This window comes from Mycobacterium canetti CIPT 140010059 (assembly GCF_000253375.1).
Taxonomy (GTDB): domain Bacteria; phylum Actinomycetota; class Actinomycetes; order Mycobacteriales; family Mycobacteriaceae; genus Mycobacterium; species Mycobacterium tuberculosis.
This window is the reverse complement of sequence record NC_015848.1, coordinates 2,382,995-2,397,769: the sequence shown is the minus strand read 5'-3', so window position 1 is coordinate 2,397,769 and position 14,775 is coordinate 2,382,995. Positions and strand designations below refer to the sequence as shown.

The window sequence follows — 14,775 nt, the reverse complement described above, 5'->3', positions numbered from 1 at the left end:
GGGGTCCAGCTCTGCACAGGCCAAGCCCGCACCACCGGTGGCCCTGGACGCGTCGAGGTCTTGCTGATGGGTGTAGGGAACCTCCATCATCGGAAGGCGTCGACTCCCGCCCCGGCAACGACGCGCCGATCTCCGCTATACCCTCAACTGCCAAAGGGTCGCCTATTGGTGTATGCCAACCGATTGCAACGCGTGGAGCGCATCGGCGGCCGCGCGATGTACCGCGTCGCGCTGGGCGTCGAGGCCCATTGCGTCGCCGCGAATCTTGGCGACGACCGCCGCCGCCATCGCCCGCCGTTCCGCTCGTGTGTACGCCTGATGAATGGTTGCGGCCGTATGCATCTCACGCAAAATGCTATCCAGATCGGTCAGCAGCGTGCGAGCGTCGCGCAGGTCGACGTCGCCGTCGGTAACAGCCCGGCGCGCTTGCCATAGCTGAACCAGGCGTCGATAGACCGATTTACGGGCCGCATTTCCCCCCTCGTGGAGTGGGCCGTAACTGAGCTCGCCCCTGGGCATGGGGTCCAGCAAGTGTCGCGCCGCTATCACCAGTTCGCCGGCCGCGACAACGTCGGTCGCCACCTCGCCATGCATGCGGCGAGTAACGTCGGCGTGTATCACATCAACCGGCGGGAGGCAGTCGGCATCCTCGGTAGCCCCTGTGCGGTGCGCCAGCGCGTGGATCGCCTCGGCGGCGGCTCGGCATACGGAATTGCACTGCAGCTCGACACCCAACGCGTCCCGGTAATTCTTGGCGACAACCGCGGCGGCCATCGCCCGCCGCTCCGCGCACGCGTATGCCCGTTCCACGCCTGCGGCGGTAATGGCCGCCAACAACACGTTCAGCACATCGATCAGCAGTGCGCGCACATCGCGCTGACCCGTCGGCGGTAGCTGCCATCGCTCATCGAGCACCTCACAGCGCGCGTGTCGCAGCTGTATCAGGCGTCCGTACACCTGTGCGCGGGCCGCTTTGACAGCCTGAAACAGCGGTCCATGCACGATGACAAGTGGCCGCGGCTGGGTATCGAGCTGATACCGCACGGTGAGTAGTAATTCGGATGCTGCTGCGGCATCCATGAGCAGCTCGCCGCCGCGCAACTGGCGTTCGATCTCGGCGCAAATCAGATCGAACGCCGACGACGAATCGTCACTCACCGGCATCGGTCTTCTCGTCGGGAGCAATGCGTCCGAAGTCCTTGTGCTCGGGCAGCAGGATGCGCCTGCGAACTACGGGCTTGCCGTCGGTGGGTTTCGTGGTCGGTGCGCTCGGGGGCACCGTCAGGCGGCCCTTGACCGGCTGGCCATTGGGGACCGCAGGCGCGGTCACGCGCTTTTCGACCGGCTTTTCTTGGCCGCTCCCTTCGCCCCGGGCGCCCATCGCGCCCGGCGGCACCATCGGCATCCCGGCCGCACCCATGTGCGCTGAGGCAGGTGAAGCGCCGCCGGGCGGGGGCATCGTCGCCGACTTGGTCGGTGCCCCCGCGGGAGTCGTCGGCGGTGACGACGTCGGTACGGGTGGTGGACCCAGATAGCCGGTGGGGGTAGTGCCGCCAGCGCCCCCGCCCCCGACGTCACCGCCACCTGCACCGCTGCCAAGACCGGGCTCGCCCCCGATGCTGTCCAGCAGCCGCGCCCCGTCCACGGCCGCCAGTCCGTCAGCGCCTTGGGCCTGTTGCATTGCACTCATCAGCGGCTGCATGGCGCCCTGCCCGGCTTGCATCGCCTGTTGCGGGAGCTGGGTCAGCGGCCCCATGACGCCGCCGAGCGCGCCGCTGAGCGCTCCGCCGATGCCTGACGCCATCTGCGCCATTCCCTGCGCGCCCACCCCCTGCATCTGCTCCGCCGCATTGGCCTCGTTCGCCGAGAACTTGCGCGCGGCATCGGCCGCATGTGCCCGCCGATCGGCGTCATCGCCCGCGATGTCGGCGTTAATGCCTCCCAGATCGGCGTTCGTGGACAAGCCAAACAGCGCCATCAGCAGGTCGATCAGCGTCGGTCCACCGGGATGAACGGGTCCCAGCGCCAGCGGCACCGGCCCTGGCCTGCCGGCCGCCGCCCAATATTGTTCGGGATGCGATTCGATTGACGTCATCTGGATCTCCTCGTTGATATCGCGGCGATCGCCCAGGCAAGGTGATAGTTCGCCCCCGACTGGTCGCCTGCGATCAGTGCGTTGATCGCCGCCAACAGCATCCAATCGACCACCGTGGCGATGTCGTGGTTGGGGTAGGTGGTCAGTACGGCTTGGTGGATCTCGGTGGTTTTGTGGTGTAGGAGGTCGGTTTCGTTGTCGGGGACGCCGTAGTTGCGGGTGGCGGCCACTACTACGGCTTGGGCGATGCGGGGCAGTGTGTCGCGGCGGCGTACCGTTTCGACCAGGGTGGGTCCGAGTTCCTCGATTCGTGCTGCGATGCGTGCTGTGCGGTCGCCGGTGAGCGCGGGTGTGTCGGGGTCGGGTTGGCTGAGGTAGCCGTGGGGGTGGTGTGCTGCGGCTACGGTGGTGGCGCCCAGTAGGTCGGTGACGGTGGCGTGGCGGCGTCGGGGGGCCGGTTCGAGCAGGGTGATGTGGGCGGGTAGGCGGATGTGTGGGGGGATCCAGCCGCCGGCGAGGTCGGTGACCAGCAGGGTGGTTTGGCCGTTGTCGCGTAGCCCGGCCGCCCACGATAATCCGGGTTCTTGGCGGGCGACGGTGTCGAGGATGCGGCGTAGGCGTTGTTGTTCGGCGGCTCGGCGGGAGGTGTCTCCGGCTACGGCGCCGGTGGTGGCGGCCGCGGTGGCGCTGGTGATGGGTGGTGTTGGGTTGCTGGGTTGGGCCTGGGTGGTGGCTGGTGTGGTGGATTTGTTGACGACGGGTGACATTAGTGAGCCGCCCGCTGCGGGTGAGGAGGGTGTGACCGCGGCACCGGAGATGGGTCCGGTTGGGGTGGGTGGCGTGGCAGGGGGTGTGGTCATCGGTGGGCGCAGGTCGGCGCCGTAGGCGGGTAGTGGCCCCGCGGGGGCGGCGGCCGGGGGGGCCGGGGATGCTGGCGGGCCATTAGCGACCATGGGCGCGATGGGTGTCATGGCGCTGGCGTTGTCGGTGGTTGGTGGCGCGATCGGTGCCGGGCTGGGGGTCGGCGCGCTGTCGGGGATGTGGGGAATCCCGGCCGTGGTGGCGGTCGCGACTGTCGGTGTGGTGACCGTGGGTGTCGTCGGGGGTGGCGCCGGTGGCGGCAGGGGTTCGGTTGCCGCGTGCAGCGCCCCTGCCGACAGCGCCTGTGCACCGGCCGCGGCCGGCGCGCCCGTCGTCATCCCGGTGGTGAACGACTGACCCAACGACTGCGGGGATAACGGCGCTGTTGCCGCCGCTGGCGGCATAGCTGCGCCCGCCACCGACGGGCCACCAACACCAACGGCGGGGGCGCTTGGCGGTAACGCTGGTGCGACGGTACGCGGGGGCGGCGGGTCGGGCACAATAGGCGCACCACCGATCCTTGACGTTGCCGGCGGCGCGCCCAGCGCGCCGCCGCCAGGCGTCGAAGCACCGGATGTTATCGGAATACCGCCGACCGTTGACGTAGCTTGAGGCGGCTGCACAGGTGCGTATGGCGCTGACGCACCGGGTGGTGCCATCGACGCACCGCCGACGGTCGACCCGGCTGGTGACATCAACGAATCCAGGTCGTCGGCGGTGAGGGGGCGCGATGGCGGAGGAGTGTCGAGGGTTACACCGTGGTCACGTAGCCAGGTGTGGGCGTCGCCGCCGATGGTTTCGTCGAGCACTCGTTGTGTCGCGTCGATAATGTTCGACATCGCGGTTCTTCCGGCATTAGCGGCGTCGATGTTTGATCGTTCAATGACGGCGTTTACCGCGGTAACTTTCGCTTCGATCGGTTTTTTGCTGGCGAGGATTTGGTCGATTTGCTGATTGCCGGATTGTGCGATCTCGGTCAGCCGATCCCGCAAATAGTTCGCCGTATCGGCGACGTGCTCGCTTTGGTCGCTTTTGACCTCACACTGATGCGCGATGGTGGCCAGTCGCTGTTCGCCGCGCCAATAGCGCTCCAACAAATCGTCGGCGGTGCGCCCTTGGTTTACCGCTAACCGGGATCGCTCGTTGCGCAGGTCGTTGGCCTCGTCGCGTTTCAGTTGTGCGGCTTCGCGCCAATACGTCACCCCGGCCATCGGCGCATCGGGCCGTGCCGGCCACCACGCACCCACCAAGAGCGCCGACCACCTGCCGGGTGGCAGATCACCCGCCACCGCAGATGGCCTTCATGCGCGCATCCTTGGCGTTGGCATCATTTAGCGCTGCCTGCGACGCCGGGTCGCTCATAGGCGCATAGCTGCCTACGGCGTTAACGTTGGTGAACGCGTCGGCGAGCGCGAGAGCAGCGATACGATCGTTTGGCGTGAGAGCCGGGGCCGCGCTCACTGCCTGTTCGAGCATAACCGCGCCGTTGACTAAGGCAGCGACACCGAGCGCCTGGTTGTCGCCATGGGTTTGTATTTGGACCGCCCGCGCTGCCAGTTTGTACACCTCACACAACTTTTGGTGCGCGGCGGCGGTTTCTGTTGCGGTGTATGTCGGCTCGGCGGTCGTTCCAGCGGCGGTGGCTGGACCGCTGTTCGTCGGGCGCGTCAGTGCCACGATTAAAGCTGCGGCACCCAGCACAACCGCGGCAATCGCGACGCTGGCCACGGCCGCCAACGGCCAATTGTGTGAACCTGCCGGCGCTGGGTGGGTCGGTGTCCATTGTCCTGTGGTGGGTGGGGGGGTGTTGGTCACCCGCGTAAGGCTATTGCAGCTGTCGTGTCTGTGCACTCCACCTGCATGCCAGCAGCGTTTGGTGGCCACCTTGGCCTGGGCTACCGCAGGAGGTCGGTTTCGTTGTCGGGGACGCCGTAGTTGCGGGTGGCGGCCACTACTACGGCTTGGGCGATGCGGGGCAGTGTGTCGCGGCGGCGTACCGTTTCGACCAGGGTGGGTCCGAGTTCCTCGATTCGTGCTGCGATGCGGGCTGTGCGGTCGCCGGTGAGCGCGGGTGTGTCGGGGTCTGGGCTTCCCCTCTTATCGTGGAGACATCGCCATGAGGAGGTTAGGCGATGGAGGCACGGCGGAAGTTCGATGCCCAGTTCAAGGAAGGCGCCGTCCGGATCGTTCGGGAGACCGGCAAACCGATCGCGCAGGTTGCTCGTGAGCTCGGGATCAGTGACGGCACCCTGGGTAGCTGGGTCAGGCAGGATGAGCGCGCCCGAGACGGTGGTGACGGGCGGCTTTGCGAGAGCGAACGCGAGGAACTCAAGCGGTTGCGTGCGGAGAATGCGGAGCTGGCGATGGAGCGCGATGTTCTCAAACGCTCGGTCGCCCTCTGGGTCAAGGAAGCGATGCATCGGTAGGCCTGGCCGCTGTAATCGCCACTCAGAGGGTAGAACACGGTATCCCGCACGCGGTGTCGTGCCGCGCGCTGGGCGTGTCGCAGGCATGGTTTTACAAGTGGTGCCATAGCGATGGTTCACCACGGCGTGCACGGCGAAAAGCGTTGGCGGCCACCATCGGGTATCTGTTCGCCAAGCACAAGCGGACCTACGGATCACCGCGGATTACCGCTGACCTACGGGATATGGGGTGGCGGGTGTCGGTGAACACCGTCGCGGCGCTGATGCGCGAGCAGGGTCTGGTAGCGCGGCGCAAACGCCGCCGGCACGGCACCACGAAACCGGACAAATCCGCGCGTAAGGCCCCCGATCTGCTGGGCCGAGACTTTTCCCCGCGCGACCACCCCAACCTCGCCTGGGTGGGCGATCTGACCGAAATCCCCACCGATGAGGGCAAACTGCACCTCGCCTCAGTAATTGACCTGCATTCGCGGCGGGTGCCCGGGTTCGCCATGGGGGTGCACCATGACGCCGCGCTGGCGCGGGCGGCGCTGTGCATGGCCATTGCGGTGCGCGGCGGGTCGGTGGCCGGGGTCATTTTCCACACCGACCAGGGCGGTGAATACACCGGCGAACTGTTCGCCAGCGCTTGCCGATCCGCTCGCGTCACCCAATCGATGGGGCGTACCGGGTCGGCTCTCGACAACGCGGCCGCGGAATCGTTCAACTCGACCCTGGAATGGGAATTGTTGCGCAACAACCACTTCCACACACGTGAAGAGGCACGTCACGCGGTCGCCGCCTGGATCGACGAGTATAACGTTGAACGTCGGCATTCCACGAACGGCATGCTCAGCCCCGTCGACTACGAACGCGCCTGTGGTCAACAACGGAGTGAGCAACCAGCCGGTGAACAGCACGCCCAGAAACGGGCGGCATGAACCCAGAAGGAGACGGCTTCGCCGCCGCTGTCCTGCCCGCCGAGCGCCGCGGCAGGCTACGGGGCCGCCCCTCCGGCCTCAAGGGTCGCTACCGCGATCGCTACGCGACGGGCCTACGGCCCGCCCTTGACCCCGGAGCCTCTACGGCCCCTTCCCGCACAGCGGCACGGGCAGGAGCAGCAGCCCTGCCCACCAGACCCGCCACGGCGCCCGGCTCCTATCAAGATCAAATCCCTACAAACAAGTCTCTACGGTTACAGGGGATTGCCTGTCGGGTTGGCTGAGGTAGCCGTGGGGGTGGTGTGCTGCGGCTACGGTGGTGGCGCCCAGTAGGTCGGTGACGGTGGCGTGGCGGCGTCGGGGGGCCGGTTCGAGCAGGGTGATGTGGGCGGGTAGGCGGATGTGTGGGGGGATCCAGCCGCCGGCGAGGTCGGTGACCAGCAGTGTGGTTTGGCCGTTGTCGCGTAGCCCGGCAGCCCACGATAATCCGGGTTCTTGGCGGGCGACGGTGTCGAGGATGCGGCGTAGGCGTTGTTGTTCGGCGGCTCGGCGGGAGGTGTCTCCGGCTGCGGCGCCGGTGGTGGCGGCCGCGGTGGCGCTGGCTAGCGGTGGTGTTGGGTTGCTGGGTTGGGCCTGGGTGGTGGCTGGTGTGGTGGATTTGTTGACGACGGGTGACATTAGTGAGCCGCCCGCTGCGGGTGAGGAGGGTGTGACCGCGGCACCGGAGATGGGTCCGGTTGGGGTGGGTGGCGTGGCAGGGGGTGTGGTTACCGGTGGGCGCAGGTCGGCGCCGTAGGCGGGTAGTGGCCCCGCGGGGGCGGCGGCCGGGGGGGCCGGGGATGCTGGCGGGCCATTAGCGACCATGGGCGCGATGGGTGTCATGGCGCTGGCGTTGTCGGTGGTTGGTGGCGCGATCGGTGCCGGGCTGGGGGTCGGCGCGCTGTCGGGGATGTGGGGAATCCCGGCCGTGGTGGCGGTCGCGACTGTCGGTGTGGTGACCGTGGGTGTCGTCGGGGGTGGCGCCGGTGGCGGCAGGGGTTCGGTTGCCGCGTGCAGCGCCCCTGCCGACAGCGCCTGTGCACCGGCCGCGGCCGGCGCGCCCGTCGTCATCCCGGTGGTGAACGACTGACCCAACGACTGCGGGGATAACGGCGCTGTTGCCGCCGCTGGCGGCATAGCTGCGCCCGCCACCGACGGGCCACCAACACCAACGGCCGGCGCGCTGGGGGGTAAGGGTGGTGCGACGGGACACGGGGGCGGGGCGGGTACCCCGCGAGGACTGCCCACCGCTGGCGATGCTGGGGGGCCCGCAGGTATGCCTGCTTCCGACAGTGATGCGGTGGAGACTCCTCGTGGACCGCTCACCGCTGGTGATGCTGGTGAGCCCGCGGCTATTCCGGTGTCCGGCAACGGTGCGTCGGACCCGCCCCGAGGCGCGCCCACAGCGGGCGCTGTTGATGAGGCCAGAGATAAATTCAAGTCTTCAGCTGTGATCGGGCGCGGCCGTGGGGGTTTGTCGAGGTTTACACCGTGGTCACGTAACCAGGCTCGGGCGTGACCGCCGACGGTCGCGCTCAGCACACACTGTGTCGCGTCGATAATGTTGGACATGGCGGTTGCTCGCACGTGGTCAGCCATGGCGTTTGATTGCGCGATGACCGCGTTCACTGCCGTAACTTTCGCTTCCATCGAGTCCTTGCCGGCGAGAATCTGGTCGATTTGCTGATTGCCGGATTGTGCGATCTCGGTCAGGCGATCCCGCAAATAGTTCACCGTATCGGCGACGTGCTCGCTTTGGTCGCTTTTGACCTCGCACTGGTGCGCGATGGTGGCTAGTCGCTGTTCGCCGCGCCAATAGCGCTCCAACAAATCGTCGGCGGTGCGCCCTTGGTTTACCGCTAACCGGGATCGCTCGTTGCGCAGGTCGTTGGCCTCGTCGCGTTTCAGTTGTGCGGCTTCGCGCCAATATGTCACCCCGGCCATCGGCGCATCGGGCCGTGCCGGCCACCACGCACCCACCAAGAGCGCCGACCACCGACCGGGTGGCAGATCACCCGCCACCACACACAGCCTTCATCCGCCCATCCTTGGTATTGACATCGTTGAGCGCTGCTTGTAGCGCCGGATCGTCGCGACCAAGGAAGCTACCCATGGCGTTAGTACTGGTGTACGCGTCAGCCAGCGCAAGTGCATCAGCGCGATCGCCCGGCGGGAGCGCAAGCGCGGTATTCACCACTTGCTCCAGCATCAGTGCCCCATTGGCCAAGGCAGCGGCCGCGAGTGCCGGGTTGTTGCCATTGGTTTCTATTTGGACCGAACGCGCCGCCAGTGTGTATATCTCACACAACTTTTGGTGCGCGGCGGCGGTTTCTGTTGCGGTGTATGTCGGCTCGGCGGTCGTTCCAGCGGCGGTGGCTGGACCGCTGTTCGTCGGGCGCGTCAGTGCCACGATTAAAGCTGCGGCACCCAGCACAACCGCGGCAATCGCGACGCTGGCCACGGCCGCCAACGGCCAATTGTGTGAACCTGCCGGCGCTGGGTGGGTCGGTGTCCATTGTCCTGTGGTGGGTGGGGGGGTGTTGGTCACCCGCGTAAGGCTATTGCAGCTGTCGTGTCTGTGCACTCCACCTGCATGCCAGCAGCGTTTGGTGGCCACCTTGGCCTGGGCTACCGCAGGAGGTCGGTTTCGTTGTCGGGGACGCCGTAGTTGCGGGTGGCGGCCACTACTACGGCTTGGGCGATGCGGGGCAGTGTGTCGCGGCGGCGTACCGTTTCGACCAGGGTGGGTCCGAGTTCCTCGATTCGTGCTGCGATGCGGGCTGTGCGGTCGCCGGTGAGCGCGGGTGTGTCGGGGTCGGGTTGGCTGAGGTAGCCGTGGGGGTGGTGTGCTGCGGCTACGGTGGTGGCGCCCAGTAGGTCGGTGACGGTGGCGTGGCGGCGTCGGGGGGCCGGTTCGAGCAGGGTGATGTGGGCGGGTAGGCGGATGTGTGGGGGGATCCAGCCGCCGGCGAGGTCGGTGACCAGCAGTGTGGTTTGGCCGTTGTCGCGTAGCCCGGCAGCCCACGATAATCCGGGTTCTTGGCGGGCGACGGTGTCGAGGATGCGGCGTAGGCGTTGTTGTTCGGCGGCTCGGCGGGAGGTGTCTCCGGCTGCGGCGCCGGTGGTGGCGGCCGCGGTGGCGCTGGCTAGCGGTGGTGTTGGGTTGCTGGGTTGGGCCTGGGTGGTGGCTGGTGTGGTGGATTTGTTGACGACGGGTGACATTAGTGAGCCGCCCGCTGCGGGTGAGGAGGGTGTGACCGCGGCACCGGAGATGGGTCCGGTTGGGGTGGGTGGTGTGGCAGGGGGTGTGGTTACCGGTGGGCGCAGGTCGGCGCCGTAGGCGGGTAGTGGCCCCGCGGGGGCGGCGGCCGGGGGGGCCGGGGATGCTGGCGGGCCATTAGCGACCATGGGCGCGATGGGTGTCATGGCGCTGGCGTTGTCGGTGGTTGGTGGCGCGATCGGTGCCGGGCTGGGGGTCGGCGCGCTGTCGGGGATGTGGGGAATCCCGGCCGTGGTGGCGGTCGCGACTGTCGGTGTGGTGACCGTGGGTGTCGTCGGGGGTGGCGCCGGTGGCGGCAGGGGTTCGGTTGCCGCGTGCAGCGCCCCTGCCGACAGCGCCTGTGCACCGGCCGCGGCCGGCGCGCCCGTCGTCATCCCGGTGGTGAACGACTGACCCAACGACTGCGGGGATAACGGCGCTGTTGCCGCCGCTGGCGGCATAGCTGCGCCCGCCACCGACGGGCCACCAACACCAACGGCCGGCGCGCTGGGGGGTAAGGGTGGTGCGACGGTACCCGGTGGTGATGATGGGGCGGGCACCTGACCAGCGCCAACAACTGGCGCTGGTGGTGACACCGGCGGCACATGAATGCCATATGGTGCTGATGTGGCGGGCACCTGACCAGCACCCAACGCTGACCCTGCTGGTGACGCCGGCGGCACGCCGACGTGGTCCGGTGCCGATGCGGCGGGCACCTGACCAATACCGAACGCGGGCGCCGACTGAAAACTGGGATTCAAGTCCTCAGCAGTGATTGGGCGCGGCCGCGCGGGAGTGTCGAGGGTTACACCGTGGTCACGTAGCCAGGTGTGGGCGTCGCCGCCGATGGTTTCGTCGAGCACTCGTTGTGTCGCGTCGATAATGTTCGACATCGCGGTTCTTCCGGCATTAGCGGCGTCGATGTTTGATCGTTCAATGACGGCGTTTACCGCGGTAACTTTCGCTTCGATCGGTTTTTTGCTGGCGAGGATTTGGTCGATTTGCTGATTGCCGGATTGTGCGATCTCGGTCAGCCGATCCCGCACATGGTGCACTGCATTTGCGACTTGCTCGCTTTGGTCGCTTTTGACCTCGCACTGATGCGCGATGGTGGCCAGCCGTTGTTCGCCACGCCAATAGCGCTCCAACAAATCGTCGGCGGTGCGCCCTTGGTTTACCGCTAACCGGGATCGCTCGTTGCGCAGGTCGTTGGCCTCGTTGCGTTTGAGCTGTGCTGCCTCACGCCAATACGTCACCCCGGCCATCGGCGCATCGGGCTGCGCCGGCCACCACGCACCCACCAAGAGCGCCGACCACCTGCCGGGTGGCAGATCACCCGCCACCGCAGATGGCCTTCATGCGCGCATCCTTGGCGTTGGCATCATTTAGCGCTGCCTGCGACGCCGGGTCGCTCATAGGCGCATAGCTGCCTACGGCGTTAACGTTGGTGAACGCGTCGGCGAGCGCGAGAGCAGCGATACGATCGTTTGGCGTGAGAGCCGGGGCCGCGCTCACTGCCTGTTCGAGCATAACCGCGCCGTTGACTAAGGCAGCGACACCGAGCGCCTGGTTGTCGCCATGGGTTTGTATTTGGACCGCCCGCGCTGCCAGTTTGTACACCTCACACAACTTTTGGTGCGCGGCGGCGGTTTCTGCTGCGGTGTATGTCGGCTCGGTGGTCGTGCCAGCGGCGGTGGCTGCACCGCTGGCCGTCGGGCGCGTCAGTGCCACGATTAAAGCTGCGGCACCCAGCACAACCGCGGCAATCGCGACGCTGGCCACGGCCGCCAACGGCCAATTGCGTGAACGCGGCGGCGCTGGGGGGTGGGTTGGTGTCCATTGTCCTGTGGTGGGTGGGGGGTGCTGGTCACCCGCGTAAGGCTATTGCAGCTGTCGTGTCTGTGCACTCCACTGCATGTCAGCAGCGTTTGGTGGCCACCTTGGCCTGGGCGACCGCAGTAGGTCCGTTTCGTTGTCGGGGACGCCGTAGTTGCGGGTGGCGGCCACGGCTACGGCTTGGGCGATGCGGGGCAGTGTGTCGCGGCGGCGTACCGTTTCGACCAGGGTGGGTCCGAGTTCGTCGATTGTGGGTGCGATGCGGGCTGTGCGGTCTCCGGTCGCCACGTGCCACACGGGTTGGTGATCACTGACATCGATGTGGGAACAGTGAAGGCACCCGACGCCTTCATGGCTGAACGAGTTGGTTGGTGATGTTGGTGGTCTCGTCGTCATGGTGGTGGTCGGTCGTATTGCGGCACTCACCATCAAGGATCATCTCTCCGTAACTGTGGTCCAACGCTAAGCTCATGTTCGCGGTCACTCCGTTCTTGTGCAGGGTTATGCCGTGAAAGTACTGTCCCGGTGGGGGGCCGTCGATCCAGCCGTGCGACAGCATGGCGGCACGGACGTGCTGAAAGTACGCGTCGTGATCGCCCTGCAAGAGAAAGGCCATCCTGACGGTGCCCTGATAAGGCGGATCGCCTTGGTCGTTACACGAGGTGAACGAGAATCCCGCTCTGACAGCCTGCAGGTCGGCGGCGGCGACGATCTGTTTGGCTGGCTCGACGACTTGGGCCATGGCCTGATCGTCGGTGAGCGGGTGCGCGGAATCATCCCAGGGATTAGACGAACCCGCGGAATGGGGTTTGTGCATCACCAGCGCACATCCTGCTAGCAACAGCACCACGGCCGCGGCGAGCAAAGCCTGCCGCGTCAGCCGAAGCCGTCGATCAGCGGTGGAGTGGGGCATCGAAAACATGGTCGTCGGTGATAGATCCCGGAGGGCGGCTCCACTCCGGGTCAATGCTGGCCGGCGTGCCCGGTATGTCAATTTCCACCGCCCCAAGACCTGGAATGTCGATCTCGACGCCGGGTTGGTGACGTGGTTGGGCCAGCATGCCATCGGATGCTAGCGCGTCGCCGTGACCGGAGGCGATGTCTGCCATGCTGCGCAACGCCTCGCTGCCCCGGTGGTAGTAATAGGAGTGGTCGTGGGGGTTGATGCCATCAGAGTTGGGCACCTCAGCGCGAAACCTCACCGAACCGAATCCGTCGCCGGCGGGGTCGGTGCCCAGGCCGACGGCTAAACCTTGCAGCTGACCCGCAAGGTTGCCACGGTTCACATACTGGCTGAGGCTGTCGAGCTGCCCGAGCATGCTGATCGGATCCGTAGAGGCCGCACCCACATACACCCGGCCTCCGTCCAGGTGAAAGCTCGCGGCGCTGTGGGCCAGGTCGGTTCCCGGGCAGCCCAGTAGCACCGCATCGTTGGCATGCATGCCGCCCAAGGCGAACGCGTCGGCCACGGTGGTCGAGCCGTACGAGTGGCCCAACACGGTGACATTCTGGCCGACTCCGAGATGCGTTACCCACAAACCGTTGACGTCCTCGGCCAGTGCCGCACCACCGATTCGGGCCAGCATCGGAGTGGCGATACGCGGGTCGGTGAAGTCGTTCGGGGCGTCATATCCCATCCACGCGATCACCGCGGTCGGATTATTCGGGTCGGCGGCCTTGGCCTGGTTAAAGAGGTTCAGCGCGTCGTCGTGATTGTCATGCAACCAGCCGCCTTTCACGCTGCTGCTGGTGCCGGGCACAATCATGGCGGTGTGTTTTGCGGTGTCGGGGTTGCCGATAGCGATCGCGGCTCGTCCCTTACCGCCGAATGCCATTGGATCGTAGGCGAACAGGTATACCGGGGAGGGGTTCCGGGGATCGTTACGGGCGTTATGGTCGAGGCCTTTCTTGGTCTCATCGGCGTTGCGGTAGCGGATGATATCGCCGGCGGACAGACCGTATTTCGCCGGATCACCCAGGACGTCGTCAACCGACGTGCGGTACCGGGTGGCGATGTCACGTACCCGATTCAGGTCCCGCGTCATCACCGCGATGTTGGCATCGCTGCGCGCGCTGACCGGAACGCCGTTGAGATTGCCGATCTGTTCCGGGTGCTCGGCGATCAGACGCTGCCGTTCCTCAGACGTCAGCGACGTCCACCACCGATGCACCTCTGGTGCCCCGGTTCCTGGTGGCGGAATCTGAATCGGCTCTTCGGGTTTCACCGGCGATTGCGGTGCGTCCAATCCCTGCAGCCCCGCCCCGTCGTAGCCATCGGCACGCAACATGGCCAGTGATTGCTGCAGGTGATCCGAGTATCCGGCGCGTATCGATTGCAGCTGGCCCAGTGCTGACGCCGTGTCGTCGATGGCGTCTTGCTCAAGGCAGGTGATCAGCGCATCGAGTTCGGATCTTTCGGCCGCGGCCAGTCGGGGGTCGTGCTCGAGTTCCAGCGCTTGGTCAAGCTGATCGTCGATCCGCTGCAGTTGACTTTCGAGCGTCGCAATCCGCCCGGCCGCAGCCCGTTGCGCCTCGGCGAGGTCGGCCGCAACGTTCTCCAAATCGACACCGATCTTGGGCAATTGCAAAGACTGCGCACCCAGCGCCGCGGTCACGCGCTGCACTTCGGCGGAGTCGTTGATCGGGTGCTCGCCGTTCTCTCGATTCCAGGACGCTTCGAAGCGGCGACGGGCTTCCTCGAAGGCCGCGTTGGCCTCGGCGGTGCATCGACCCGCCGCGTGAAACGCCTCCGCCAGCTCGGCAATCTGAGCCGGCCGACCCGCGTGCAGGCTGTGCTCGATCGCCCAGGGATCGCCGCCGGCCTCGGCGATCAGCGCCCGGATGTTTATGTGGCGCAGCTGCATACCACAGCTTTCAACTCAGCGGCGTTGCCGTCGTCCATGTCGGTGAACCCCGTCGCGGCATGGCGCGCTTTCTCGCCCACCGTGATCAACGCCTGCCGGTGAGCGTGCAGGTTTCGCATCTGCTGTGCGTGGGCCGCGCCGACCGCGTCGTGAAACGTCTGGGCGACAGGAAATGTACCGAACATCCCCGACAGCAGGGGTCCCCGCGACAGCTGATCAGCACCACCGTGGGCGTGCTCACCGGCGTAGTGAGACTCATTTGCCCCCGAATGCAAAAGTCCAACATCGACAAACACCGCTACTCCCTTCGGACTTGGTGTAAGGCTACTGTCGTGGATTTGACGATCAAGTCACCCTGCGGTCGGCCCGAAGGTATAACCGGAGACCACGGTCACGCACCTCACCGGGCGCCACCGCGATGGCGTCATTGGATCCAATGCTTTGACGACCGCGGTGAGCGCAGCGGCGCGGCAGT

10 protein-coding genes and 8 pseudogenes are annotated in these 14,775 nt (G+C 66.5%); 5 read left to right on the top strand and 13 right to left on the bottom strand.

Annotation, left to right across the window (positions count from 1 at the left end):
* Nucleotides 1–13 precede the first annotated feature (13 nt).
* The 4 genes and pseudogenes from MCAN_RS11035 to MCAN_RS23590 all read right to left on the bottom strand — a co-directional run.
* A pseudogene (locus tag MCAN_RS11035) lies at nucleotides 14–1,158 on the bottom strand (hypothetical protein); the annotation flags it as partial.
* A complete protein-coding gene (locus tag MCAN_RS11030) occupies nucleotides 1,151–2,095 on the bottom strand; it encodes a hypothetical protein (RefSeq protein WP_014001119.1) in 945 nt (314 codons plus the stop codon). The pseudogene MCAN_RS11035 and the gene MCAN_RS11030, both read right to left, overlap by 8 nt.
* Nucleotides 2,092–4,245 carry a DUF5631 domain-containing protein gene (locus tag MCAN_RS11025; RefSeq protein ID WP_014001118.1) on the bottom strand — a complete coding sequence of 718 codons (2,154 nt, stop codon included), beginning with the start codon at nucleotides 4,243–4,245 and terminating at the stop codon, nucleotides 2,092–2,094. The genes MCAN_RS11030 and MCAN_RS11025 overlap by 4 nt, the downstream gene beginning before the upstream one ends.
* The gene (locus MCAN_RS23590; protein WP_232505281.1) at nucleotides 4,235–4,633 is read right to left on the bottom strand and encodes a hypothetical protein; all 399 of its coding nucleotides are present in this window, start codon (nucleotides 4,631–4,633) and stop codon (nucleotides 4,235–4,237) included. Before MCAN_RS23590 ends, MCAN_RS11025 begins: the two co-directional genes overlap by 11 nt.
* Here MCAN_RS23590 and MCAN_RS22970 point away from each other — a divergent pair.
* A pseudogene (locus MCAN_RS22970) lies at nucleotides 4,515–4,891 on the top strand (hypothetical protein). The gene MCAN_RS23590 and the pseudogene MCAN_RS22970 sit on opposite strands and share 119 nt — an antisense overlap.
* Here MCAN_RS22970 and MCAN_RS24140 read toward each other — a convergent pair.
* Nucleotides 4,858–5,046 (bottom strand): annotated as a pseudogene (locus MCAN_RS24140) (DUF5631 domain-containing protein); the annotation flags it as partial. The pseudogenes MCAN_RS22970 and MCAN_RS24140 overlap by 34 nt on opposite strands.
* A 42-nt stretch (nucleotides 5,047–5,088) precedes the next feature.
* On the opposite strand from MCAN_RS24140, the gene MCAN_RS11015 reads away from it, so the two are divergent.
* A complete protein-coding gene (locus tag MCAN_RS11015; RefSeq protein ID WP_015287736.1) occupies nucleotides 5,089–5,382 on the top strand; it encodes a transposase in 294 nt (97 codons plus the stop codon).
* Nucleotides 5,355–6,302, top strand: a complete 948-nt coding sequence (locus MCAN_RS11010) for an IS3 family transposase (RefSeq protein WP_230872274.1) — start codon at nucleotides 5,355–5,357, stop codon at nucleotides 6,300–6,302. Before MCAN_RS11015 ends, MCAN_RS11010 begins: the two co-directional genes overlap by 28 nt.
* A gap of 258 nt (nucleotides 6,303–6,560) precedes the next feature.
* On the opposite strand, the pseudogene MCAN_RS11005 reads toward MCAN_RS11010, so the two are convergent.
* Together MCAN_RS11005 and MCAN_RS11000 are read right to left on the bottom strand one after the other, a co-directional pair.
* A pseudogene (locus MCAN_RS11005) lies at nucleotides 6,561–8,363 on the bottom strand (DUF5632 domain-containing protein); the annotation flags it as partial.
* Nucleotides 8,353–8,751 (bottom strand): hypothetical protein, encoded by a 399-nt coding sequence (locus tag MCAN_RS11000; RefSeq protein ID WP_230865010.1) that lies wholly within the window; start codon nucleotides 8,749–8,751, stop codon nucleotides 8,353–8,355. The pseudogene MCAN_RS11005 and the gene MCAN_RS11000, both read right to left, overlap by 11 nt.
* Between MCAN_RS11000 and MCAN_RS23580 the strand changes: the two are divergent.
* Nucleotides 8,633–9,009 (top strand): annotated as a pseudogene (locus MCAN_RS23580) (hypothetical protein). The gene MCAN_RS11000 and the pseudogene MCAN_RS23580 sit on opposite strands and share 119 nt — an antisense overlap.
* Here the strand turns inward: MCAN_RS23580 and MCAN_RS10995 are convergent.
* Nucleotides 8,976–10,943 (bottom strand): annotated as a pseudogene (locus MCAN_RS10995) (DUF5632 domain-containing protein); the annotation flags it as partial. The pseudogenes MCAN_RS23580 and MCAN_RS10995 overlap by 34 nt on opposite strands.
* Nucleotides 10,933–11,331 (bottom strand): hypothetical protein, encoded by a 399-nt coding sequence (locus MCAN_RS22710; protein ID WP_230864527.1) that lies wholly within the window; start codon nucleotides 11,329–11,331, stop codon nucleotides 10,933–10,935. The gene MCAN_RS22710 and the pseudogene MCAN_RS10995, both read right to left, overlap by 11 nt.
* Between MCAN_RS22710 and MCAN_RS23575 the strand changes: the two are divergent.
* Nucleotides 11,213–11,590, top strand: a pseudogene (locus MCAN_RS23575) (hypothetical protein). The gene MCAN_RS22710 and the pseudogene MCAN_RS23575 overlap by 119 nt on opposite strands.
* On the opposite strand, the pseudogene MCAN_RS23570 reads toward MCAN_RS23575, so the two are convergent.
* The 4 genes and pseudogenes from MCAN_RS23570 to MCAN_RS10965 all read right to left on the bottom strand — a co-directional run.
* Nucleotides 11,557–11,721 (bottom strand): annotated as a pseudogene (locus tag MCAN_RS23570) (DUF5631 domain-containing protein); the annotation flags it as partial. The pseudogenes MCAN_RS23575 and MCAN_RS23570 sit on opposite strands and share 34 nt — an antisense overlap.
* A 64-nt stretch (nucleotides 11,722–11,785) precedes the next feature.
* Nucleotides 11,786–12,349, bottom strand: coding sequence for a hypothetical protein (locus MCAN_RS10975; RefSeq protein WP_014001113.1), 564 nt, complete (start codon nucleotides 12,347–12,349; stop codon nucleotides 11,786–11,788).
* A complete protein-coding gene (locus MCAN_RS10970; RefSeq protein ID WP_014001112.1) occupies nucleotides 12,330–14,300 on the bottom strand; it encodes a putative alpha/beta hydrolase in 1,971 nt (656 codons plus the stop codon). The genes MCAN_RS10975 and MCAN_RS10970 overlap by 20 nt, the downstream gene beginning before the upstream one ends.
* Nucleotides 14,282–14,596 (bottom strand): DUF2563 family protein, encoded by a 315-nt coding sequence (locus MCAN_RS10965; protein ID WP_003410700.1) that lies wholly within the window; start codon nucleotides 14,594–14,596, stop codon nucleotides 14,282–14,284. Before MCAN_RS10965 ends, MCAN_RS10970 begins: the two co-directional genes overlap by 19 nt.
* Nucleotides 14,597–14,775 lie beyond the last annotated feature (179 nt).

Bases quoted from the DNA above. Each gene is read 5' to 3' on its own strand.
- MCAN_RS10975 (WP_014001113.1), bottom strand. From the start codon at position 12,349: ATGCCCCACTCCACCGCTGATCGACGGCTTCGGCTGACGCGGCAGGCT.
- MCAN_RS11015 (WP_015287736.1), top strand. From the start codon at position 5,089: ATGGAGGCACGGCGGAAGTTCGATGCCCAGTTCAAGGAAGGCGCCGTC.
- MCAN_RS11030 (WP_014001119.1), bottom strand. From the start codon at position 2,095: ATGACGTCAATCGAATCGCATCCCGAACAATATTGGGCGGCGGCCGGC.
- MCAN_RS10970 (WP_014001112.1), bottom strand. From the start codon at position 14,300: ATGCAGCTGCGCCACATAAACATCCGGGCGCTGATCGCCGAGGCCGGC.